This is a genomic window from Roseixanthobacter finlandensis (assembly GCF_043195105.2).
Lineage (GTDB): Bacteria > Pseudomonadota > Alphaproteobacteria > Rhizobiales > Xanthobacteraceae > NCEH01.
In genome coordinates, this window is record NZ_CM195536.1 from 2,187,177 (window position 1) to 2,209,643 (window position 22,467).

A 22,467-nucleotide genomic window follows, 5' to 3' on the forward strand; every position below is an offset into this window, starting at 1 on the left:
CGCGCTTCGGCGGCGGTGCTGCGTTTCAGAAGGAGGCCGTTCAGACGAAGGCCGCCAGCGCCCATGCGGCGCCGGCGGCCAGCGCGAAGACCAGGGCCGCGAGGGCGAGGGATGCGCGACGCGGCGCGGGAATGCTCGCCGGCAGGCGCTTCCAGCCCAGGACCATGGGCCGCACCAGATCGTGCCGCTTCACCAACGCATAGGCGAGGATCGCCCCGAGATGCAGCACGACGGCGGCGAGGATGAGGTTGAAATTGAATTCATGCAGGCTGCTCAGCCGGTCGCTGACGGCGGGCGAGACATATTTCGCCAGCGGCCCTTCGGAAAACAGGCCATCGTTGGAAAACAGGCCGGTTGCCACCTGAAGCGCGATTAGCGCCAGCATCGCCAGTACCATCAGCCCGCCGGCGGCATTGTGCCCGACCTCGGTATCCGGCTCGCGCCGCCTGAAATGCGAGAGGTGCTTCAGCGCGGCCAGGGGGCTTTGCAGAAACCGCGCGAAGCGCGCGGTGTCGCTGCCGATCACGCCCCACGCCAAGCGAAACAGCAGCAGGGCGAGGATCGCGTAGCCGCACAGAAAGTGCAGGTCGATCTTGCCCAGGTTGGCGGTCACGTACGCGCCCGCGATCAACCCCGCCAGGCACCAGTGGAACAGGCGCGTGGGCAGATCCCATACCACGACCTTGCGCATCGGCGCCGTGCCGGTGCCGTCCGCCCGCTCTCCAGCTGATCGCACGTTCATGACCCCGTCCCATTCTCGCCCGGGCATGGCACCCGTTCAGCGCTGATGCCCGTGCCGGCGCGCCAAGTCCACCATGCATGGGGTGCTTTGCCGGCGCGTGACGCCAAGGTCACGCTGTTGTTAACGTTTTGCCCGGCGCTGGGGGAAATGCTCGTGCCGGCGGCATGTGGATCGGGCATGACTCCTTTACCGGTCTCCACGCTATATGGCGGTCTCGCCATGGCGGTGCGTCCGTCGGGTGCAGCGCGCCAGACAAGACTCATAATGAACCCCATCGCCGGTATCCTCTTTCAATTAGGCGCCACCCTCGCCTTCGCGATCATGTCCGCGCTCGTGCGCGCCGTGGCCGACGACGTGCCGAGCGGCGAGATCGTGTTCGCCCGCAGCTTCGTGGGCCTGCTGCCCGTGGTGGTGTGGCTGGCGTGGCGCGGGGAATTGCGCTCGGCGCTGGCGACGCGCTCGCCCTTCGGCCATGTGGTGCGGGGCACGGTGGGCGTCGCCGCCATGTGGGCGGGGTTCGCCGCGCTTGCCTTCATCCCGCTCGCCGAGGCGGTGGCCATTACCTATGTGACACCGCTGGTGGCGGTGGTGCTCGCCGCGCTGCTGCTGCGCGAGCGCGTGCCGAATTATCGCTGGTGCGCGGTGGCGGTGGGGTTCCTCGGCATTCTGGTCATGCTCTGGCCGGCGTTTTCGCCGAGCGATTTGCGCACCGAGGGCGTGGTGATCGGCGTCGGCTTCGCGCTGGCCGGCGCGGTGGGGGCGGGCTTTGCGGTGACGCAGGTGCGCCGCCTGACCCAGACCGAGACCACCGGCGCCATCGTGTTCTATTTCTCGTCGGTCGCGAGCCTCGCCGGCCTTGCCACCGCGCCGTTCGGCTGGACACTGCCGAGCTGGCGCGAGGGCGTGGCGCTTGCCGGCATCGGCATCGCCGGCGGCTTGGGGCAGATTTTCCTGACTGCCGCGAACCGCCATGCCCCGGCCTCCGTGGTGGCGCCCTTCAATTATGCGACGCTGCTGTGGGCGGTGATGTTCGGCGCCATTTTCTTCCATGAATGGCCCCATCCGCTCATGTTCTGCGGCGCCGCGCTGGTCGTGGCCGCCGGCGCGGGCCTGGCGTGGCGGGAACACCGGCGCGCGCCGCGCACCGCGCCTTAGGCATCTCAAATGGCGCCCGCGCGCGGAAAGACGCGCGGCATATGGGGCAGGAGACGACCGGCCCATGAAGGCAAGACCATGAGCCCCGCCCCTCAAGACTCCACTCCCCAAGAGTCGGCCCCCCAAGAGTCGCCCCCCCGAGACTCCGTCCCCGACGACCTGCTCTCGCAGATGGGCGAGGGGACGCCGCCGCGCGTGCCCGAGCTGTTCTTCGGCTTCCTGCGCATTGCGCTTTCCGGCTTCGGCGGCGCGCTGCCGTTCGCGCGGCGCGAGCTGGTGGAACAGCGCCGCTGGCTGGGCGCGCGCGAGTTCAACGAACTGCTTTCCATCTGCCAGCTCATGCCGGGGCCGAACATCGTGAACATGTCGTTCTGCGTCGGCGCGCGATTCGGCGGCTTCGCGGGCGCGGCGGCGGCCTTCGGCGGGCTCATCATCGCCCCCTGCATCATCGGCGTGACGCTGGCGACGCTTTATGTGCATTACGGACAGCTGCCCGCCGTTTCCGGCATGCTGCGCGGCATTTCGGCGGCCGCGGTCGGGCTGTTCGTAGCGCTCGGGCTGAAGATGGGCTTCGTCGAGCGGCGCAATCCCATCGCTTTGGTGTTCGCCGCGCTCGCCTTCGCCGGCGCCGGGCTGATGGGCTTTCCGCTGCTGCTGGTGATCCTGGTGCTGGCGCCATTCTCCATCCTCGCCGCGTGGCGGTGGTCGCGATGAGCGGGCGCGATCCCCTGGGCGATCCCTTGGGCGATCTGGTCGTCCATATGTTCGTGATCTCGTTCCTTGCCATCGGCGGCGCGAACGCGGTGATCCCCGAGCTGCACCGCATGGCGGTGGAGGCCAATGGCTGGATGAGCGGCGACACGTTCGCGGACCTGTTCGCCATCGCCCAGGTGACACCGGGCCCGAACGTGCTGCTGGTGACCTTGATCGGCTGGTATGTGGCGGGCATTCCCGGCGCCATCGCCTCGACGCTGGTCATGTGCGTGCCGGCGGGGGTGGCGGCCTATGGCATGTCGCGCCTGTCAAATCGCTTCCGCGACGCACCGCTGCGCATCGCCATCCAGCGCGGGCTGGCGGCGCTGACCATCGGCATCGTGCTGGCGAGCGCCTATATCCTGATGCGCCTCGCCGACACCCATTGGCTGGCCTATGGGCTGACCGCCTTCGCCGCCGTCGGCGCGCTGACCACGCGGCTCAATCCGATCTGGCTGATCGGGGTGGGCGGCGTGCTGGGCCTCGCCGGGCTGGTGTAGGATCGAAACGAATTTCGGCGCAGGACGGGGTTTGCCGGCGCTTTGGCGGGTCGCCGAAATTCACCGGCGAACCTTCGCCCGAAATCGCGGCTTCTTCCGCCGTGGAGCTTCGGAGAAGCGCCAGTAAACCGCTGTTCGTCCGCGCTAAGTCCTTGTTTCACGTGAAACATTTTTCAGGATGTGGGGCGGTCGAAGCCTCAGAACGCCTTGAAGGTGATGAGGGTACGCGTGTCCTGGATGCCCTCCAGCTTCTGCACCTTCTCGTTCACGAAATGGCCGATGTCGGTGTCCTTGGGCACATAGAATTTCACCAGCAGGTCGAAATCCCCGGCGGTGGAATAGATTTCAGAGGCGATCTCCGCATCCGCCAAAGCGTTGGCCACCTCATAGGATTTCCCAAGCTGGCATTTGATCTGGACGAAGAAGACGATCACGGAAACTCTCCTTGGCGCGGCCCGTCGGGGCGGCGCCAAGGTGGCGAAAAGGGCGCGCCCTTGCAAGGGGATCGACCGCTCGGGACAGGCCGGGCTTGAGGGGCGGGCTTGATGGGTGGGCAGGGGTTCTCTACATCTAAGCCATCTCGTCGGGGTGTCCCGCATCATGCGGGGCTGAGAGGCCAGTCCAACCCGCGAACCTGATCCGGATCATGCCGGCGAAGGAAACCGAGATCGCGCAGGGCGGCCGTTGGGTCGCCCATCTGTGCCGCATCTTCCGGCTTCCTGCGCCATCCTCGATGCCCGTCGGAGCTGCCGCGTGCCACAGAGCCTCATCCCCATCGCCGTAACCATTGCCGGCTCGGATTCCAGCGGCGGCGCCGGTATTCAGGCGGATCTGAAGACCTTCTCCGCCCTCGGCGTCTATGGCGCCAGCGTGCTGACCGCGCTGACCGCGCAGAACACCATGGGCGTCACCGCCATCCACGACGTGCCGCCGGACTTCATCGGCGCGCAGATCGACGCCGTGTTCAGCGATCTTGCGGTCGCGGCGGTGAAGATCGGCATGCTGTCGCGCCCGGCGGCGATCGTGGCGGTGGCGGATGGGCTGGCGCGGCACCAGGCCCGCACCATCGTGCTGGACCCGGTGATGGTCGCCGCCTCCGGCGCCCGTCTGCTGGAGGATGCCGCCATCGCCACCTTGAAGGACGTGCTGCTGCCGCGCGCCACCCTCATCACCCCCAACCTGCCCGAGGCCGCGGCTTTGCTGGATCTTCCCCCGGCGCAGGATGAGGCGGAGATGCTGGCGCAGGGCCAGGCGCTGCTGGCGCTCGGCTGCGGCGCGGTGCTCATGAAGGGCGGCCATGGCTCGGGACCGGAGAGCATCGACCTGCTGGTGAGCCAGGACGGGATGCTGCGCCTCGCCGCGCCGCGCCATGCCACGCGCAACACCCACGGCACCGGCTGCACGCTGTCCTCCGCCATCGCCGCGGGCCTTGCCAAAGGCGCGGATCTGGAAGGCGCCGTGCGGGAAGCGAAGGCCTATATCACCGGCGCCATCGCCGCCGCCGATGAGCTGGACGTGGGCCATGGCCACGGCCCCGTGCACCATTTCCATGCCCTCTGGACCAATTGAGCGGATCGCGCCGAAACCGCCTTGCACGACCGGCTTTTCACAGTATCGTCCGGTGCGGCGAACGATCGTTCGGCAAAAGGGATGAGGCATGGCGCAGCAGCGGGAGAAGGGCACCGAGCGGGGTCCGGAGGATGGCGCCCAGGCGATGACCGGCCAATTGGGCAAGACCATCCAGCGGCTGCGCAAGGCCTATAATCTCTCGCTGTCCGAACTCTCCGAGCAGTCCGGCGTGGCGAAATCCATCATCAGCCAGATCGAGCGCAACGAGACCAATCCCACCCTCGCGACCGTCTGGCGGCTCTCCCACGCGCTGGACATGACAGTGGAGCGCGTGCTTGCCGCCTCCGACGAGGCGCCGTTCATCGAGAAGCTGACCCGCGCCGAAACGCCGATCCTGGTGTCGCAGGACGGCTTGTGCCGTCTCTCCATCATCGGCTGGATCAAGACGGTGGAATGGCTGCAATATTACGAATTCCGCGCCGAGCCGGGCGGTGAGCTGGAGTCCGACGGCCATCAGATCGGCTCCATCGAATGCCTCACCGTGACAGCGGGCACGCTCACGATCGAGGTGGACGGCGTGACCGAGACCGCGAAGACGGGGGAGACGGTGCGCTATCGCTGCGACCGCCGCCACGTCATCCGCAACCTCGGCCCGGAGCCGGCCACAGCCTTCATGGTCTGCCTGCTGAAGGCCGCCGTGCTTGACTGAGGGGTGGGTGCGTCCCGCCCCTCGCTCTCCCCCTCAATACACGTCGCGGCAATAGCGGCGCTGCGCGGCGAGCTGTTCCAGCGCCTCGGTTCCGATCAGCTCGCTGAGCACATGGTCCACCGCCGGGGCCATGCCCTGGAGGCTGCCGCACACATAGATTGAGGCCCCGTCCTCGATCCAGCGCACCACTTCCGGACCCGCCTCCTTCAGGCGATGCTGCACATAAAGGTGCTCCGCCTGGTCGCGGGAGAAGGCGAGATCCAGCCGGGCGAGTGCGCCGGCGCTCTGCCATGCGGTGATTTCGTCGCGGAAATAGAAATCGTGCTGCTGGCTGCGCTCGCCGAAGATCAGCCAATTGGCATCATGTCCCGCGCGCACGCGCCGCTTGAGATGGGCGCGCAGGCCCGCAAGGCCGGTGCCGTTGCCGATCAGAATCAGCGGCCGGGCGCCCTCCGGGCCGTGGAAGGCGGGATTGGAGCGGATCCGTAGCGCGATCCGCGCGCCGTCCGCCGCATGGCGGGTTAGCCAGCCGGAGCCGAGGCCATAGCCGCCTTCCGGTGTGCGGGTCTGGCGCACCAGCAGTTCCAGCCGCCCGTCCTCGGGGATGGAGGCGATGGAATATTCGCGATGGGGCAGGGGCTTGAGGCGGTCGGCGAGCGCTTGAGCGCTGGCGGCGGGATGATCCTGCGCGGCGGGTTGCAGGCTGCGCGCCAGCAGCTCGCGCAAAGCCAGGGTCTGCCCGCCATGGATGACCGGCGCGTCTCCGTCGAGCTTGAGGGCATCGAGCGTGCATTGCACGGTCTCAAGATCGAGGCGCGGGCCGATTTCGGCGATGTCTCCGGCGGCCCAGCTCGCCGCCTCGCTTTCCCGTTCCAGCGCGAGATGGAAGGTGGGCAGTCCCGCGCTGCCGGCATTGAGCAGGCGGCGGCTGACGAGGCGCCAATCCTCATAATGGGGCTGGCTCCAGTCGGGCAAGGTGGTCAGGCCCGACAAGGTGCCAAGCTGCTGCTGCCAATGGCGCAGCGCGCCCGCATCCTCCATGTCCACCTCGACACGGTCGAACAGCGGCGTTGCGCCATGGGTGCGCAGCCAGGCATCGAGGTCCGCGCCGAACCCGCAGAAATGCGGGTATGACCGATCACCGAGCGCCAGAACGCCGTAATCGAGATTCGCCAGCCTGTCCTGCGCGTTCCGCGCGCCCATGCGCCGAGCGAAGGCGCGGGCGGCGTCCGGTGGCTCGCCGGCGCCGAAGGTGGAGACCACGAACAGCGCGCGCTTCGCCTTCGCCAGGGCATCAGGCGCAAGGCCCGCCAGGGGCGCGACGGTCACGGGCAGGCCGGCAGCCTGGAGCGCGTTCGCGCTTTGCCAGGCGAGGCGCTCGGCGGTGCCGGTCTGGCTGGCATAGGCGACCAGCACTGGCGCGGCCTCGCTCACGGGCGTCGCTCCCACCGGTGCGGCGGCGGCGCGGGCCGCGCGCTTCTTTTTGCGGCGGTCGAGATAGAGCATCCAGCCGGTGATGGCGAACAGCGGCATCAGCAGGCTCGCGATCATCATCAGCAACGTGCCGGTAAAGCCGAAGAAGCTGCCGGAATGCAGCGGGAAGATGCTGCCCATGAGCTTCTGGCCGGCCGGCAGATCATCGTAGCGGCGATGCTCGCGCACCTGCCCCGCAGCATCCAGCACCAGGGTGTTGTTCGCCCGCTCATGGGCCGGGTTCACGGGCTGGTAGGTGATGGTGAGAATCTGCGCATTGCCCTGGGGCAGGCGCACGGTGGCGATGCTGTAGCCGCCGGATTCGCGCACGAACGCCGGCCAGAGCACGGCGAGATTCAGCGGCGCCGCGTTGCGCGCCTCACGTCCCTCGCGCGGTCCCCGCTCGCCGGGCATGGCCGGGGCGGCGCCGGGCGGTGTGCCAGCCTGCGGCCCCGAGGGCGCGCCAGCTGGGGGCGCTCCAGCCGGGCGCGGGCCCTGCTGTGCCGGGCGCGGGGTGCCGGTGAGGTCGAACAGCGCGCCGCGATACCACTCGTAGGACCAATAGAGGCCCGTCAGAGAGGCCAGCAGATAGAAGGGCAGCACCCAGGTGCCGATGACCGAATGCAATTCCCACAGGAAGCTGCGGCCCTTCCGGCCGAAATCCAGCCGCAGCCAGTTGCGCCAGTCGAGCGCCCGGCGCGGCCAACGCAGATAGAGGCCCGAGAGCGACAGCACAATCAGGCCGATGGTGGAGGCGCCGACGATCTGCTTGCCGACATCGCCGGCCGCCAGCCAGCGATGCACCTGCATCACGAAACGGAAGAATGCCTGGCCCTGAACATCGCCCAGCAGCGTGCCGTCATAGGGGCTCACATAGCGGTTTTCGCCACGCGGCCCGCCGGGCCCCCCTCCAGGTGCACCGGCCGGCTGCGGCGGCGGGGCGAAGGTGACGCGCGCCGCCCGCGTCGGGTCCGCCGAAACCATCAAGGCGGTGGGCGTCTTGCCCGGCGCATTGGCGCGGATGCGTTCCAGCAATTGGTCCGGCGCCAGCGGTCCGGTGGGCGCGGCCTGTACGGTGATGATGCCGGGATTGAGCGCGGCGAGGATGTCGTCCTCGAACGAGAGCATGGCCCCGGTGACGCCCACCACCGCCAGCACGACGCCAGCGGTGACGCCGAGGAACCAATGAATCTGAAACCAGACGACCTTCAACATGCTCAATATCCTGGAGCCGCGCGGGCGTTAGCGGCAGTAAAAATCCAGGCTATGGCATATCAACCGCACTTGTGTTCCTCAATACGGGTGCAAATGAATGGAATGATTATAAATCCAGAGTGGAAAGCCGGATTGTCTCCGCTCGTCCGCGCGGATTTATTACAAATCAGCAATGAAACCTCCGACGCAGCGAAAACAGCGCCGGAGATTTGCGCGGGCGGAAGGACTGGCCGGCGGAAGGTTCAGAACGAGATGGCGAGGCGCCCGTTGAGCGCATTGTCCATGCCCTGGTCGGAGAATTGCCCGCCATAGCTGATGCCGAGCACCATGTTCGCGGTGGCGCGGAAATCGAGCCCCGCATTCACCAGCGCCGCATTGCGCCCGATGGGGGCGCCGCTCACCGTGAACGGCGCGCCGCCGCCCGCGAAGGCAAGGCCTATGTCGGGATTGATGTCGCCGAAGGCATATTGCCAGGCGAGCCCGCCGCGTGCGGTCAGCGTGCCGGTGCCGAGGGCCATGCTCTGGCTGACGCGCAGGCCGAGCGTGGCGAAGCTGTTGTCCTGCGTCAGCCCGCCGGAGGTGAGCGCCGCCGCGCCGCCGGATTCGGTGAAGCCGTCCATGTCCAGATGAACATAGGCAAGGCCAGCGAAGGGCTCGAACTGGGTGGCGCCAGCGGCAAACCCCCGTGCGATCTCGCCGAACACCTGCGTGGTGCCGGCCTTGCTGTCGGAAGAAAGGCCGTTCAGGAAGCCGGGAAACAGCACTGTGCGGCTGGTGGACAGATCGTGCCAGCCATAGGCGGCGCCGAGCCGCAGGTCGATGTCGCTGAAGCGGGTGCTGGCATAGGCGGCGAGGTCGTAATTGTCGCTGGTGCCGGAGGAGGAGAGGGCATCCACATCATAGGTGGATTGGCTGTAGCCGCCGGCGATGCCGAGGCGCCAGGCGTCGCCCACCGGCGTATCGATGCCGGCGATGACGCCGCCGATGGAGCGTGAGAGGCCGGCGGTATTGGCGCTGGCGTCGGTGCTGCCCCAGGCGCCATAACCCTGGAGCCATGCGGTGGCGGCAAGGCCGGGCGCGAGCTGGGAAGTCTGAGGCCCCGCCTGCATTGCACTGCCGGAGGCTTGCCGCTGGCGCCCGCCGATCGCCTCGCGCAGATAGAGGGATTGCTGCTGCAACACCGTCGCGGCGGAGGCGTAGATCTGTCCCGAGAGGGCGTCGAACGCGGCCGGCGCGGTGGCGCCGTTCAGCCCGACCACGGCTTGCAGCACGCTGTTGGAAGCGGGCAGCGCGCCGAGCGCGACACCCACCGCGCGCTCATTGGGCGTGCGGCCGGCGGTGGCGAGGGCGGTGGCATCGGCCACCACGTTCAGGCTGAGCGCGTTGCCGGAGAGCGTGGTCGTCAGGTCCAGGAACGGATAGGCCGTACCGAACGGGTCGTTGACGCTGGCGAAGGCGCCGGTGATGCCCGCGCCCGAGGTGAGCAGCGTGTAGCTGGCGAGCTGCGGTGTCGCCCCGACTCCCGCGATGATGGTGAGCGCGGCGCCGGAAATGGTGATCGGCCCGGTGGCGGCGATCAGGTCGCTCTGGCCCGGCGCGCCGATCTCCGCCTGATAGGTGGAGCCGGCGGAAAAGCTGACGGCGCCGTTGACTGTGAGGGTGCCGATGGAATTGCCCGGCGCCACGATGCCGGAATTGGCCAGGGCGCCGTTGAGCACGCCGGTGCCCTTGAAGGTTCCGGTGTTGGTGACGTCGCCCTTGACGGTGCCGTTATTGGTCAGCACGCCACTGTTCGTGATCGCGCCCGTGACCGTGCCGCCGGCGAGGTTGGCCATGGTGCCGGAATTGATCACGGCGCTGTCGAGGGCGCCGCCATTGATCAATGTGCCGCTGCTGGACAGCGGCGCATTTACCGAGGTGAAGGTGCCGGAATTGAGCAATTGCGCATTCGCCGCGACGCTATAGCCACCCGCGCTCACGAAATTCGCGCCCGCCAGAATGGAGAGATCGCCAATGATGGAGCCGGTGACGGCGAGCGTGCCGCCGCCCACCACGGTGCCGCCGGTATAGGTGTCGGTGCCCGCGAGCACGAGCGTTCCGGTGCCGAGCTTGGTGAGCCCGCCCGTGCCGGAAATGTCGTTGCTCCACACGTCGATGGCGTTATAGCCGCCGGCCGCGGCATTCATGGTGACGGTCACGTTCTGGTTGAAGGCGCCGTAGCCGCCGGCTGCGGAATACAAATCAAGTCGCGCCCAGCCGGTCTGGTGGTCGTCCAGCGGCGCGCCGGAGGGCAGTTCCGTGGTCGCAAGCACGTCGCGCCACTGGTCCTGCGACAGATAGGGAAAACGGGTGGAGATCAGCAATTCGGCATTCACCGGAACGATCGGCGCGTCGGTGGTGGAGCCGACGGAAGGCAGGTCGTAGGTGATGGAGGAGATATATTGCTGGCGGGCCTCGCTGAAGGCGGCGGCGCTGGGGAACATCCCTCCCGCGATGCAGCTCGCCACGTTTCCGGCGCAACCGGCATAGGGCACTGCGAGCGCGCTGCCGAGCTGGACGTGCAGCTCCGCCGATGCGGCGGTCGCGACCTCGAAGAAATTGCTGGAATAGTCGGGATTGTTGGCGAGCAATTGCACCAGATTATACATCGCCGCGATGCGCCCGCCGATCACATCGGTGGGGTAATGCACGCCCAGGATGTTGCGGCTGAGCCCGAATTCCTGAGCGGCTACCAGCAGGGCCTGATATTGTTCCGGCATCATCCAGGCGTAGGTCAGCGCCGTGCTGTTCCCGGCGGAGGAATGGCCGCTGGGAAAGGCGGGGGAGGCGGTGTTGTCGATCCATTGCTGGGCCTGAGAGGCCGGGCCGGTGAGCGAATTGGCGTCCGCCTGGCCCGTCGTCCAGGGGTTTGCCGCTATGCTCGGCGAGGTCAGGAAGGGGCGCGGGTCGCCGACGCTTCCGGGAACGTTATATTGATAGGCGATGCCGTAGATATTGGTAGCGGCATATGCGCTTTTTAGTGGGCCGACCTGCAGCGTATCGTTCAGCACCACATTGAGCAGGTTGCCGACACTGGCGGGCAACTGATTGTTGGTCGCGTTCTGCGCCATGGTGGGGCCGAGCGGCGTATTCACCATGTTCCACACGTTCGCGGAAACGCCGTTCGGCACGAAGGCGTCGATGGAATTCTGCACCGCGAGATTCTTCTGATCATAGGTCGAGCTGAAGTAGATCTCGACATCTTTTGCCATCACAGCTTGCAGGAAGGCTTGGCTTTCCGCCGTGTTAAGCAAGGTCGAGAAAGCCGAAAGCGCGCCAATTTGGCCGCTACTCTGCGCGGCGATGCAGGCCGGGGTGAGGCATACGTTCTGCGCGGTCGCCGGGGTGACGGAGACCAGCGAGAGACCGGTCGCCGCTGCGCCGGCCATCAGGGCGCCGGCGAGCCCCGTGACGCGTGACAGCCGCTGGCCCGGTCGCGACGTCCCGGCGGGATCTGCATCGATGCTTTTGCGATCGTCCGCCACAGTCAAGAAACTGAGCATTGCCACCCTCCCCAACCCATGGGGAAGTTGCAGCTTTTCACATGCGCACACAAGCGAGCGGTATCATATAGGTGACTACGCGCTTCCGAAACCGAATAGCTGTTGCCACAAGGCCACAGTCGCCGAAGAGGGCGTGCGTCGCGACCGGTTTCAGCGCTCGACGAACGCCTTCTCGATCACATAATGGCCCGGCTGCGACTGGCTGCCTTCCTGGAAGCCGCGCGATTCCAGAAGTTGAACCAGATCCTTGAGCATCGCCGGGCTGCCGCAGAGCATCAGCCGGTCGTTCTGCGGGTCGATGGGCGGCAGGCCGATGTCGGCGAACAATTGCCCGTTCTCGATCAAGGAGGTGATGCGGCCCTGGTGACGGAACGGCTCGCGGGTGACGGTCGGGTAATAGATCAGCTTGGCCTTCACCTCGTCGCCGATGAATTCATTCTCCGGCAGCTCCTTGGTGAGATAATCGTCATAGGCCAGCTCGGCCACGGTGCGGCAGCCGTGGATGAGGACGATCTTCTCGAACCGCTCATAGGCGTCAGGGTCTTTCACCACCGAGAGGAAGGGCGCAAGGCCGGTGCCGGTGGAGAGCAGATACAGATTTTTGCCTGGCAGCAGATTGTCCTGGATCAGCGTGCCCGTGGCTTTGCGGCCGACCAGGATCTTGTCGCCGATCTTGAGATGCTGGAGGCGCGAGGTGAGCGGGCCGTTCTGCACCTTGATGGAGAAGAACTGGAGGTCTTCCTCATAATTGGCGCTGGCCATGGAATAGGCCCGCAGCAGCGGCTTGCCTTCCACCATCAGGCCGATCATGGCGAACTGACCGTTCAGGAAGCGGAAACCGGGGTCGCGCGTGGTGGTGAAGGTGAACAGATTGTGGGTCCAGTGGTGGACGCTCTTCACCGTTTCTTCGTTGAAATTGCTCATGGTCGGCCAGTCAGGAGGAAGGCGGAACGGAGCGGGAAATCCACGCTGAACGCGCGTTTAACCCAGTCTCACTGTGGGATATCGTGTTCCACTGTAATTCATGTGAAGGCAGCGCGCTACTGCTGCGCCGCATCATCGACGAGATGTGACAGGGCCGGCGGGGAGCGACCATGCGCCAGATCAAACCAAAAGGGCAGGGGACCGCCGCCGGCGCGGCTCAGATATCTTCGTCGACGAGGCGGAGCAGATAGGCACCATAGGCCGATTTCGCCCGCGCCTTGCCCTGGGCCCGCAATGCATCGGCATTGATGAAGCCGGCCCGGTACGCGACCTCCTCGGGCGCGCAGATCTTCAGGCCCTGGCGTTTTTCCAGGATCTGCACGAATTGCGCGGCTTCCACGAGGGAATCCGGCGTGCCCGTGTCGAGCCAGGCGAAGCCGCGGCCCATCAGGCTGACGTGCAGCGCGCCGAGGTCCATATAGGCGCGGTTGACGTCGGTAATCTCAATCTCGCCGCGCGGCGAGGGTTTGAGATTGGCGGCGATGTCCACCACGCGGTTATCGTAGAAATAGAGACCCGTCACCGCGAGGTTGGAGCGCGGCACCGCCGGCTTTTCCTCCAGCGAGATCACCCGCCCGGTGGCGTCGATCTCGGCGACGCCGTAGCGCTCGGGATCATTCACCGGATAGCCGAATACGGTCGCGCCGTCGGTCCGGGAAACGGCGTCCTGGAGCAGTTCGGGCAGGCCGTGGCCGAAGAACAGATTGTCGCCAAGAACCAGCGCCACGCGCTCGTCGCCGATGAAATCGCGGCCGACGATGAAAGCATCGGCGAGGCCCCGCGGTTGATCCTGTACGGCATAGGTGATCTTGATGCCGAACTGGCTGCCGTCCTTCAGCAGCGCCTGAAACAGCGCGCTGTCTTGGGGCGTGGTGATGATGAGTATGTCCCGGATGCCCGCCGACATGAGCGTGCACAGGGGATAATAGATCATCGGCTTGTCGTAGACCGGCAGCAGCTGTTTGGAGACCACGAGGGTGATGGGATGCAGCCGGGTGCCGGATCCTCCGGCGAGGATGATGCCTTTCACGTGGGCTCCTTGAGCGTCGATGCGAGCAGTCCGTCCACCACTTCGGCCACGCGCGAGCGCCAGGGCGGCGCGCGATAGCCGAACGTGCGTTCGAACAGGCTGGAATCCAGTTCCGAATTGGCGGGCCGCCGGGCGGGGGTGGGATAATCGGCGGTGGTGATGGGCGCGACGTCTGGCGTGCGGCCGGTATGGCGGGCCGCTTGCGCGACGATTTCGCTGGCGAAGCCGTGCCAGGTGGTGGCGCCGTTGCCCGCCAGATTATAGGTGCCCCAGCGCGCCGTCCCGCCCGCGATGGCCTCGGCGGCCGACAGGATGCCTTCCGCGATGTCGCGCGTGGCGGTGGGGCAGCCGTGCTGGTCGGCGACGATGGTGAGGCGGTCGCGCTCGCTGGCAAGGCGCAGCATGGTCTTGAGGAAATTGGCGCCATACTGTCCGTACACCCAGGAGGTGCGCAGGATCAGATGGCGCTCGTTCTGCGCCCGCACCGCGGCTTCGCCGGCCGCCTTGGTGCGTCCGTAGATCCCGAGGGGGGCGATCGGATCGCTCTCCACATAGGCGCCCTTTTTGGTGCCGTCGAACACATAGTCGGTGGAGATGTGGACCAGCGGGGTGCCATAGCGCGCGCAGCGCTCGGCCAGCAGGCCGGGGGCCTGCGCATTGGCGCGGGTGGCGAGTTCCGCTTCCTTCTCCGCCTTGTCCACGGCGGTATAGGCGGCAGCGTTCACCACCAGGTCCGGGCGCTTGGCTTCCAGCGCGCGGGCGACGGCAGCAGGATCGCAGATGTCCACCTGCGCGCGCTCGAAGGCGACAAGATCGACGCCGCGCGCGGCCGCGAGAGCGGTGAGTTCCTGGCCGACCTGGCCCTTGGCGCCAAACAGGACGATGCGCATCAGGAAGCGAGCCCCAGCCTTTGGCCGGCATATCGGGTGCGCAGCGGCTCCCACCAGCCGGGATTTGCGAGATACCATTCGATGGTCTTGCGCAGGCCGGTTTCAAAAGTCTCGCGCGGGGACCAGCCCAATTCGGCGTTTAGCTTGGAAAAATCAATGGCATAGCGCGCGTCGTGGCCCGGCCGGTCGGTGACGAAGCGGATCAGATCCTCGCGCCTGCCGATGCGGGCGTCCGGGCGGATGTCGTCGAGAATGGCGCAGATGGTGCGCACAACATCGATGTTCCGCCGCTCGTTGGCGCCGCCCACATTATAGCTCTCGCCGATCCGGCCCTTGGAGCCGATCAGATGGAGCGCCTCGGCATGATCCTCCACGAACAGCCAGTCGCGCACATTCTCGCCCGCGCCATAGACTGGCAGCGGCAGGCCCTCCAGCGCATTGAGGATGATGAGCGGGATCAGCTTTTCCGGGAAGTGGTACGGCCCGTAATTATTGGAGCAGTTGGACATCACCACCGGCAGGCCATAGGTGTGATGCCACGCCCGCACCAGATGGTCCGACGATGCCTTGGAGGCCGAATAGGGCGAATTGGGCTGGTACGGCGTCTCCTCGCGGAAGAAGCCCTCGGCACCGAGGCTACCGAACACCTCGTCGGTGGAAATGTGCTGGAAGCGGAAGCCATCGCGCGCCGCGCCCTCCAGCCCGCGCCAATAGCGCAGGGCCTCCTGGAGCAGCGTATAGGTGCCGATGACATTGGTGGTGATGAAGGCCGAAGGCCCGTCGATCGAGCGGTCCACATGGCTTTCGGCCGCAAGATGCATGATGCGGTCGGGGCGGAAGGTTTCAAGCGCCGCCTGGAACGCCGCGGCATCGCAAATGTCCGCCTGCACGAAGCTATGGCGCGGATTATCCATCACCGGCGCCAGGGAGGTCAGCGTCCCCGCATAGGTCAGGCTGTCATAGGTCAGCACATCCGCGGACGTGGATGCGATGAGATAGCGCACCAGAGCGGAACCGATGAAGCCTGCCCCGCCGGTAACAAGAATGCGTTGTGCCATTTTCGCCCCGTCGTGCCGTCACGCGTAGGTGAACGGGCTATCATAATCCTTCAGACGCGGCCATTCGCGATCCTTGTCGGACAGCAAGGCGTCCTTGACCGGCCATTCGATCGCGAGATCAGGATCATCCCACGCTATGCCGCCTTCGCTGTCGCGCGAATACACACCGTCCACCTTATAGGCCACCTTGGTATTCGGCTCTATTGTACAGAAGGCGTGCGCGAAACCGCGCGGGATGAACAATTGCTCGCGGTTTGCCTCGGTCAGCGTGGCGCCCACCCAGTGGCCGTAGGTCGGCGAGCCCTTGCGGATATCCACCGCCACGTCGAACACCGCACCGGCCAGAACACGCATCAGCTTGGCCTGGGCGAATGGCTCAATCTGGAAGTGCAGGCCACGGATCGTCCCGACGGGAACCGATACGGACTCATTGTCCTGGACGAAACGGGCGGAAATACCGTTCGCGTGATATCGGGCCTCGACATAGGTTTCGCTGAAATGACCGCGCGGGTCGTTGAACCGGGGCGGAATAATCAGCATAACTTCGGGGATCGCCAGTGGTGTGAAAGACGTCATTGGACGCGCGTTGCCCCGTTGCAAAAATGTGACGGGAAGCTAGCCTCGCCCCCTCGCAAGGTCAATGAGCAGACGCAGCATTTTCAGGGTGGGCCGGGCTTTCAGCAAGGATGATCCGGCCCCGATGCACGCAGCAATGCATCATGCGCGATGATAAATATCCTCGATGCGAACGATATCATCTTCGCCGAGATAGGAGCCGGTCTGTACTTCGATCAATTCCAGATCGATCCGGCCGGGATTGGCCAGACGGTGCACGCCGCCCTGGGGAATATAAGTGGATTCATTCTCGCGCACGGTGAAGGTCCGGTCGTCCACCGTAACTTCTGCCGTGCCGCGCACGACAACCCAATGTTCGGCGCGATGATGGTGCTTTTGCAAGGAGAGCTTGGCGCCCGGCTCGACTACGATCTTCTTCACATGGAAGCGCTCGCCGCGACAGATGGTCTGATAGGTGCCCCAGGGCCGATGCACCTTCAAATGCTCATCGGCGGCATTGATCCTGGCGGACTTGAGCGAGGCCACGAGGGCCTTCACGTCCTGGCTGCGATCCGACGGCATGACCAGCACCGCATCTTCGGTGGCGATCACCGACATGCCCTCAAGGCCGATGCCGGTTACGAGCGGACCGTCCGAGCGCACATAGGAGTTGTGACTGTCTAGCAGCGCAACCGATCCCTTGAGCACATTGCCCTCCGGATCCGGCGTGCCAATCTCGCGCACCGCATCCCACGAGCCGATGTCCGACCAGCCGAAATCACCGCCGACCACCGCCGCATTGGCGGTATGTTCAAGCACCGCGAAATCGATCGATTTTGCAGGTGCCGCCTCGAACGCCTCGCGGCCGAGACGAATGAATCCGAGATCGTCGGTGGCACTCGCGACCGCGTTCAGGGCGGCCTCGGTCAGCGCCGGCTCGAAACGCTCGGCTTCGGCGATCATCAGGGCCGCGGGAAACAGAAAATTACCCGAATTCCAGAGAAATCCCTCGGACATGTAGCGAGAAGCGGTTTCTCGGTCGGGTTTCTCCACGAACGCCGCCACCGCATTGCCGCCGGCTGGAAGCGGCGCGCCGGGGCGGATATAACCATAACTCGTGCGCGGCGAATCCGGGACGATGCCGAACGTCACGATCTTGCCTGTGGCCGCGACCTCCGCCGCCCTTCCGACCGCTTCAAGGAATGCCTTGGATTTGAGCACCACATGGTCGGCCGCGAGAGCCAGAACAAGCACGTCGTCCCCGTGCAGCCTCTGGGCCATGGCCGCCGCAGCGATCAGGGCGGGGGCGCTGTCGCGCCGCGCCGGTTCGAGCACAACGGTGGCATCAATGCCCACCTCGCTGGCCTGCCGGCGGGCAAAAAAGCGAAAATCGTCATTGGTGATGACGATCGGCGGGTGGAAGGCCGCTCCCGGTGGGGTCCTCAGCAGGGTGTCCTGGTAGAGGGTCTTGTCGGTAACCAGGGTGAGGAACTGTTTCGGCAGCGTGTTGCGCGAAATTGGCCAGAGACGGGTACCGGTGCCGCCGGCCAGAACGACTGGAACAATCTTACTTGCTGGCACCCGCATCGCAAACGGCTCCATCCATTCCCGTTGAATGTTTCATTGCACGGTCGGCAAGGGGCGTCGAGTCCGGCGAAGATCGAGGCGGCCCTTTGCCGCCGGCGCGTGTCGGCAGGGATTGATGGCGGACGGCGCCTGCTGCACCGCACAAAAAATCACCCGCCACATTTTCGATGAGAGGTGGGTTGAAACCTCTAAAGGCCAAAAAAAAAGTCGTTCATCGGAATTTTCGCTTGAGCCGTGTGCAGTGCGGTGGGATATTGTTTTTATTCGGAATTCTAGATTAAACCGCGTTCGCGCGCGAAAGATTATGTAATAATCCATGAAAATCTTGAATAAACAAAATAAGGATCATCTCCTCGCGATCGCAGTTCCGCCAGCGGAGCATGCTTTTTGGGCTAAATTTAAATATTTGAAAGATCATTTCGCAATTTATAGTGCATCTGTGTCTGCGGATGGGGATCTTGTTTTATCTGACTGTATTGGTACGGATGTGGCGCGAAATCCGGTGTTTGTAGCATTGATAAGTCAAAAATCTGCGAACGTGAATTTTATTAAAGAACTAAAGGCAAATGCCAGGTTACGCAATTATTTCAATAATGCTGCGGTCGTTGATCTTGGCGATATCGATGATGTGCGCGGTATTTTGGTTCAAATCCTGGGTGTAGTCTCAGGCTTTTTGAATCCGTTGGCTGCGTATGCGCTTGAGCAGGCTCACGCACTTTCTGCCTCCCGTAAGGATTTCGAAGTTCAGCATCTCAAATTTTCCGCTCTAGAGACGTATATTCAGCAGGCGGGTGTCAAGCTGGTTCGGCAGAGGATGTTCGTCGCGCCGGACCGTTTGACCAATGGATCGGCGATGGTCGTCGATGTGGCTGCGAGTGCGATCCGTCAGCTCCTGCCTGTGTCCTCCAAGGGGGTTTGTGCCATTGATCTCCTGGTTCGTTTTTCCGGCGGCGAAACCGGCGGTTCATTAAAGGCGGCCTTGTATCTTGGCGATTCCGCAGAGGCCCATGCAACCTGGGTTATCCCGATACCCGATGTCGTCGGCCAGAAAGAGGATTGGATCACCCTCAGTCTGCCGCAGGCGCTTGACGGCATGTCGCGCAGCGCGATCCTTCATCTCGAGGTCCAGGGCGGCTCATCATCGGCGGTTTCTCTGGGAGCATCCCGGATCATTGCCAATGAGCGCTATTGTCCTTACGGAGCCGGCAGCGGGCACGTGGTGGGTAATCGGCCTATTGCGATGCGCATCTGGCAGGCGCCGCCGGGCTTTATTACCCCGCGCCTGCCCAATGTCGTATTGGCCGAGGCGTTGCCGACTGCGGTGGAAACCTCCTGCCGCGTGCCGCCGACGAGTCTGCAGAGGGTCGAGATGCTCCTGACTGCGGCGGAATTGCCGAATTTCGCCGAGGTGGTCTTCCATTCCGGGGAGGAACAAATTACCGTTCACCCCCCGCAGAAAGGGATCTGCATCGGCGTGTTGAAGGATCTGGTTCCTGCCGCCGCGATGAGCGTCAGCGCCAAGGGCTTCGTCGCCAGCGAGCGAGCGCAGCCGGTCGAGTTTGCGCTGGTGGTGGCTGAGGCGGATCAGGCTGCGGGCGTGCCGTGGAGCGAGGTGCCGCAACTGACGAATGTGGTCGACTGGTCTGGTTGGCGGGCCGTGGCGCCGACTCAACCCCATCAGCTTTCCGTTTTTCTGACGCCTGAGGAGCGTTCCGGTCATCCTCCTCGGACCTTGTTCCTGCTGACGCGAATGGAGCAAAATCGGTCGAACGCGTTTGCGTGGGCGAGATTCTATGATGTCGAAATCGAGCGATAACCAAGTTTACGTCATTCGCTCCGACGATCGGAGAGATGTGCCCGAAAAGACGTCTGGTGCGCGGCGGGAGCCGCGGCTGCCTCCGGCGGCGGAGTTTCCCGGCAGCGAGCCCGCTGATGTTCCAAACGTTCCACAGACTGCACAGATGTTGCAGGAGATCTTGTTCAACGATGCGCGTCCGCGCGGTCCCGTATTGGCGACGCCACTGGCGCCCTTCCTCGGCGTACGACAGCCCAATGACGAGGATATCGAGCCGAGGCCGGACGGAACGGTTCAATTCGCGATCTTGATCCCGGTCTATAAGCATTCGATCCTCTTGATCGAGGCCGTGGAATCCGCCTTGCAGCAGGTGGTGGACGGGCGGCTTGCGGTGGTGATCGTGAATGATGGCTGCCCGCACGTGGAAACCGACCAGTTGTGTTTTCTGTTGGCCCAGGCTTATGAAAACGTAGTTTATCTAAACAAGCCAAACGGTGGGCCAAGTTCTGCGCGTAATTTCGGTATAGACTATATTGTCAACGTCTACCCGAATCTGAAGGCGGCCTTCTTTCTCGATGCAGATAACCGTCTGTCTCCCCATGCTATAGCGCACGGCTGGGCATTGTTGGAAAAGCATCCGGACGTCGGCTGGTTGTTTCCCGCCATCAATACGTTCGAGGTCGAGTGGAATGGCGATTATTCGATTCCTTATTCTCGACTCTTGCATGTGGTTTATGAAAATCTTTCGGATACGGGAAGTCTCATCCGAGCGGAATTGTTGAAGCACCTTCGGTTCAACGTCGATGCGACGTCGGGTTTCGAGGACTGGGACTTCTGGCTGGATGCGGTCTCGCGTGGTTACAAGGGTATGTGCAGCGATCTGTTCGGTCTCGAATACCGCAACCGTGCAGAAAGTCGTTGCAAGGAAGTGGGTCGCGATCGAACGTCCATTTCGAAATATTTGAAAGACCGCTACAAAAAGAAATTCACGCCGCGGAAGCTGCTCGGTTATGAGCATGAGGAGTCCCCGCGTTATTGCTGGTTCGACACCGAGAGCATGGCTATAAACATGTTCACAGATCCGGCCATTTCGCCGAAATCTTACGTGTTGAAGGACTTCTGTCGGAATTTCTGGGCAGCACAGGAGGAACCCGACAAATTTCTGACTCCCGATTTGATGTTCTGGGGATCTTCTCACGTCATTCAGCAACTCCTGGGCGTCGGGCTTGCGCACACGCTGTTCTGGCTTATCGAGCGCCAACTGAAGGCGCATCAGTTCGTCGCAGTAACGCTCGCGCGGAACACACGTGAGATTTCAGTCTCTTTCCGCGCTATCGCCACGGGGGCGGGCCTGTCGGACCGCCTGATCCTGATCGCGGGGCGCCACGACATTTTGCGAAGCTGTGCCAATTCCTCAGACCAGGGGTGGCTGATGTCCCTGGCTTCGCAGGAGCCGGGGCCGAGCGCGATGGAGATAACCATCGCGGCGCCCGTTGACGTCAGTCGGCAGACACAGCTTCTCTCCTCGCTTGTCGGTGCCATGGCACTGAGCGTGTCCCATATCCATAACTCGTCGTACCGCACCGCCCTGAACGTCCGGTGGGCGTGGCGGTCGCGGCTGTTTCCTGCCATGCGGGAGTATCCCGCCCTGTTGGAGCGACACCTGAATTCCGGCACTCTGCTGCCGCGCGTTCAGGAGCCGGCACGGGCGGACGTCGCGTTCGTGGTGCCGTTCGGATCGTTCGGCGGCTCGGAAAAAGTCGGCTATGCTTGCGCGCAGCAATTACGCAGGGCCGGGTTTCGCACCCACCTGTTCGTCATCGGCGGCTCCGGTTTCAAGATTATTCCCGAGTTCAACGATGCATTCGATACGGTGAACCTCATCGGCAATGAAGTGCCGGCGCTATGGGGTGGGGGAAGCTCCGGTCGCGGAACCGAATTCGGCGTGGCCTCAGAGCCTGAAATGAGGACTCCCCTGCTGGTAGGCCTGCTCGCCAGTATGGACGTGGTCGTCAACTGCCAGGCAGCGCCACTAAACGCCGCCATCGGCGAACTGCGGGCGATGGGCATCATGACCATCTCCTATATCCATTTGTTTGATCGCAGCGACCTGGGTCGCGAGGTCGGTCATCCCTTCCTCGGACTGCTGTTCGAGCATGCCTATGACCTGTTCTTGCTGTGCTCGCACAATCTGCGGCATCGTCTGTATGCACTGGGGCTCCCGCGGGAGAAGATGATGACGGTGGAGAATGCGCCCAGCTTCTCCCTATCCGCCGATAAGTTAAAATCGATCCGCGCGAAGAGAAAAGAAGCCACCGAAACCCTAAATGTGCTTTATATCGGTCGTATGGATACGCAAAAGGGGTTGGAGCGTATTATCGATATTGTGGTTCACTGCAACAATGCGGGGCTGAAGGCGAATTTTCGCTTCATCGGGGCGAATCTTGTCGAGGGCAGCGTGAACACTGCTACGCGCGATAGCATGCAGCGGGCCAATATCGTGTTCGAGCCGCCCGTCTTTTCAGCCGACAAGCTGGGGAATGCCTTTGCCAAGGCTGACGTGATGATTCTTCCGTCGCGCTGGGAAGGCGCGCCGCTGGTTATCTTGGAGGCTCAGCAAGCGGGATGCATTCCCATTGCGACCGACGTTGGCGCAGTCAGTGAGTTGATTTCAAACGGAAAAAACGGTGTTGTGATACCAAATTCCGACGATCATTCCGTAGTACTGGGATTCGTCGGCGCGCTGGCGATGTTGCAGAGAGATCGGGATGAACGGCAAAAAATGGCTCTTGCGGCAATGGATCAGCTTTTGACTATTAGTTGGGAGCGCTCATTTGAAGCTTTTACAGCCTTGATGAATAAGCGATTTCCCGATAAGGCGCGGCCGGTATCAAATTAATATTAATTCTG

The 22,467-nt window shown here is 63.9% G+C and carries 17 protein-coding genes; 7 read left to right on the top strand and 10 right to left on the bottom strand.

The window, feature by feature from the left end:
- Window positions 1–40: 40 nt before the first annotated feature.
- Complete coding sequence (locus V5G24_RS10270) at window positions 41–742, bottom strand: cytochrome b/b6 domain-containing protein (RefSeq protein WP_394083018.1); 702 nt, start codon at window positions 740–742, stop codon at window positions 41–43.
- A 264-nt stretch (window positions 743–1,006) separates the two neighbouring features.
- Here V5G24_RS10270 and V5G24_RS10275 point away from each other — a divergent pair, with 264 nt between their 5' ends.
- From V5G24_RS10275 to V5G24_RS10285, 3 genes are all read left to right on the top strand, one after another.
- A complete protein-coding gene (locus V5G24_RS10275; RefSeq protein WP_394083016.1) occupies window positions 1,007–1,897 on the top strand; it encodes a DMT family transporter in 891 nt (296 codons plus the stop codon).
- Between the two features lie 195 nt (window positions 1,898–2,092).
- Window positions 2,093–2,611, top strand: a complete 519-nt coding sequence (locus V5G24_RS10280; RefSeq protein WP_394083014.1) for a chromate transporter — start codon at window positions 2,093–2,095, stop codon at window positions 2,609–2,611.
- Window positions 2,608–3,150 carry a chromate transporter gene (locus V5G24_RS10285; protein WP_394083012.1) on the top strand — a complete coding sequence of 181 codons (543 nt, stop codon included), beginning with the start codon at window positions 2,608–2,610 and terminating at the stop codon, window positions 3,148–3,150. Before V5G24_RS10280 ends, V5G24_RS10285 begins: the two co-directional genes overlap by 4 nt.
- A 197-nt stretch (window positions 3,151–3,347) precedes the next feature.
- On the opposite strand, the gene V5G24_RS10290 is transcribed toward V5G24_RS10285, so the two are convergent.
- Window positions 3,348–3,584: an Lrp/AsnC ligand binding domain-containing protein gene (locus V5G24_RS10290; protein WP_394083010.1), complete on the bottom strand. Its 237-nt coding sequence runs from the start codon at window positions 3,582–3,584 to the stop codon at window positions 3,348–3,350.
- Between the two features lie 319 nt (window positions 3,585–3,903).
- Between V5G24_RS10290 and thiD the strand changes: the two genes are divergently transcribed.
- Entirely contained in the window at window positions 3,904–4,719 is an 816-nt protein-coding gene (gene thiD / locus V5G24_RS10295) for a bifunctional hydroxymethylpyrimidine kinase/phosphomethylpyrimidine kinase (RefSeq protein ID WP_394083008.1), read from the top strand.
- An 88-nt stretch (window positions 4,720–4,807) separates the two neighbouring features.
- Window positions 4,808–5,428 (top strand): helix-turn-helix domain-containing protein, encoded by a 621-nt coding sequence (locus V5G24_RS10300; protein ID WP_394083006.1) that lies wholly within the window; start codon window positions 4,808–4,810, stop codon window positions 5,426–5,428.
- A gap of 33 nt (window positions 5,429–5,461) precedes the next feature.
- Here V5G24_RS10300 and V5G24_RS10305 read toward each other — a convergent pair whose 3' ends face one another.
- The 8 genes from V5G24_RS10305 to V5G24_RS10340 form a co-directional block, all read right to left on the bottom strand.
- On the bottom strand, window positions 5,462–8,116 hold the full coding sequence (locus V5G24_RS10305; RefSeq protein WP_394083004.1) for a PepSY domain-containing protein: 2,655 nt from the start codon (window positions 8,114–8,116) through the stop codon (window positions 5,462–5,464).
- Between the two features lie 242 nt (window positions 8,117–8,358).
- Window positions 8,359–11,658 (bottom strand): autotransporter domain-containing protein, encoded by a 3,300-nt coding sequence (locus tag V5G24_RS10310; protein ID WP_394083002.1) that lies wholly within the window; start codon window positions 11,656–11,658, stop codon window positions 8,359–8,361.
- Between the two features lie 150 nt (window positions 11,659–11,808).
- On the bottom strand, window positions 11,809–12,582 hold the full coding sequence (locus V5G24_RS10315; protein WP_394083000.1) for a ferredoxin--NADP reductase: 774 nt from the start codon (window positions 12,580–12,582) through the stop codon (window positions 11,809–11,811).
- A 217-nt stretch (window positions 12,583–12,799) separates the two neighbouring features.
- The gene (gene rfbA / locus V5G24_RS10320) at window positions 12,800–13,672 is read right to left on the bottom strand and encodes a glucose-1-phosphate thymidylyltransferase RfbA (protein WP_394082998.1); all 873 of its coding nucleotides are present in this window, start codon (window positions 13,670–13,672) and stop codon (window positions 12,800–12,802) included.
- A complete protein-coding gene (gene rfbD / locus V5G24_RS10325) occupies window positions 13,669–14,562 on the bottom strand; it encodes a dTDP-4-dehydrorhamnose reductase (RefSeq protein WP_394082996.1) in 894 nt (297 codons plus the stop codon). Before rfbD ends, rfbA begins: the two co-directional genes overlap by 4 nt.
- Window positions 14,562–15,620: a dTDP-glucose 4,6-dehydratase gene (rfbB, locus tag V5G24_RS10330; protein WP_394082994.1), complete on the bottom strand. Its 1,059-nt coding sequence runs from the start codon at window positions 15,618–15,620 to the stop codon at window positions 14,562–14,564. The genes rfbD and rfbB overlap by 1 nt, the downstream gene beginning before the upstream one ends.
- An 18-nt stretch (window positions 15,621–15,638) precedes the next feature.
- Window positions 15,639–16,196, bottom strand: a complete 558-nt coding sequence (gene rfbC / locus V5G24_RS10335; protein WP_394082992.1) for a dTDP-4-dehydrorhamnose 3,5-epimerase — start codon at window positions 16,194–16,196, stop codon at window positions 15,639–15,641.
- A gap of 141 nt (window positions 16,197–16,337) precedes the next feature.
- A complete protein-coding gene (locus V5G24_RS10340; protein WP_394082990.1) occupies window positions 16,338–17,762 on the bottom strand; it encodes a mannose-1-phosphate guanylyltransferase/mannose-6-phosphate isomerase in 1,425 nt (474 codons plus the stop codon).
- Between the two features lie 316 nt (window positions 17,763–18,078).
- Between V5G24_RS10340 and V5G24_RS10345 the strand changes: the two genes are divergently transcribed.
- Together V5G24_RS10345 and V5G24_RS10350 are read left to right on the top strand one after the other, a co-directional pair.
- Window positions 18,079–19,578 (top strand): DUF6212 domain-containing protein, encoded by a 1,500-nt coding sequence (locus V5G24_RS10345; protein WP_394082988.1) that lies wholly within the window; start codon window positions 18,079–18,081, stop codon window positions 19,576–19,578.
- Window positions 19,556–22,456: a glycosyltransferase gene (locus V5G24_RS10350; protein WP_394082984.1), complete on the top strand. Its 2,901-nt coding sequence runs from the start codon at window positions 19,556–19,558 to the stop codon at window positions 22,454–22,456. Before V5G24_RS10345 ends, V5G24_RS10350 begins: the two co-directional genes overlap by 23 nt.
- Window positions 22,457–22,467: the final 11 nt, after the last annotated feature.

What these genes read in the sequence shown, in the direction of transcription:
- V5G24_RS10270 (WP_394083018.1), bottom strand. Translation starts at nt 742, where the DNA reads ATGAACGTGCGATCAGCTGGAGAGCGGGCGGACGGCACCGGCACGGCG.
- V5G24_RS10275 (WP_394083016.1), top strand. Translation starts at nt 1,007, where the DNA reads ATGAACCCCATCGCCGGTATCCTCTTTCAATTAGGCGCCACCCTCGCC.
- V5G24_RS10285 (WP_394083012.1), top strand. Translation starts at nt 2,608, where the DNA reads ATGAGCGGGCGCGATCCCCTGGGCGATCCCTTGGGCGATCTGGTCGTC.
- V5G24_RS10300 (WP_394083006.1), top strand. Translation starts at nt 4,808, where the DNA reads ATGGCGCAGCAGCGGGAGAAGGGCACCGAGCGGGGTCCGGAGGATGGC.
- V5G24_RS10305 (WP_394083004.1), bottom strand. Translation starts at nt 8,116, where the DNA reads ATGTTGAAGGTCGTCTGGTTTCAGATTCATTGGTTCCTCGGCGTCACC.
- V5G24_RS10310 (WP_394083002.1), bottom strand. Translation starts at nt 11,658, where the DNA reads ATGCTCAGTTTCTTGACTGTGGCGGACGATCGCAAAAGCATCGATGCA.
- V5G24_RS10315 (WP_394083000.1), bottom strand. Translation starts at nt 12,582, where the DNA reads ATGAGCAATTTCAACGAAGAAACGGTGAAGAGCGTCCACCACTGGACC.
- rfbD (WP_394082996.1), bottom strand. Translation starts at nt 14,562, where the DNA reads ATGCGCATCGTCCTGTTTGGCGCCAAGGGCCAGGTCGGCCAGGAACTC.
- rfbB (WP_394082994.1), bottom strand. Translation starts at nt 15,620, where the DNA reads ATGGCACAACGCATTCTTGTTACCGGCGGGGCAGGCTTCATCGGTTCC.
- rfbC (WP_394082992.1), bottom strand. Translation starts at nt 16,196, where the DNA reads ATGACGTCTTTCACACCACTGGCGATCCCCGAAGTTATGCTGATTATT.
- V5G24_RS10340 (WP_394082990.1), bottom strand. Translation starts at nt 17,762, where the DNA reads ATGCGGGTGCCAGCAAGTAAGATTGTTCCAGTCGTTCTGGCCGGCGGC.
- V5G24_RS10345 (WP_394082988.1), top strand. Translation starts at nt 18,079, where the DNA reads ATGAAAATCTTGAATAAACAAAATAAGGATCATCTCCTCGCGATCGCA.
- V5G24_RS10350 (WP_394082984.1), top strand. Translation starts at nt 19,556, where the DNA reads ATGATGTCGAAATCGAGCGATAACCAAGTTTACGTCATTCGCTCCGAC.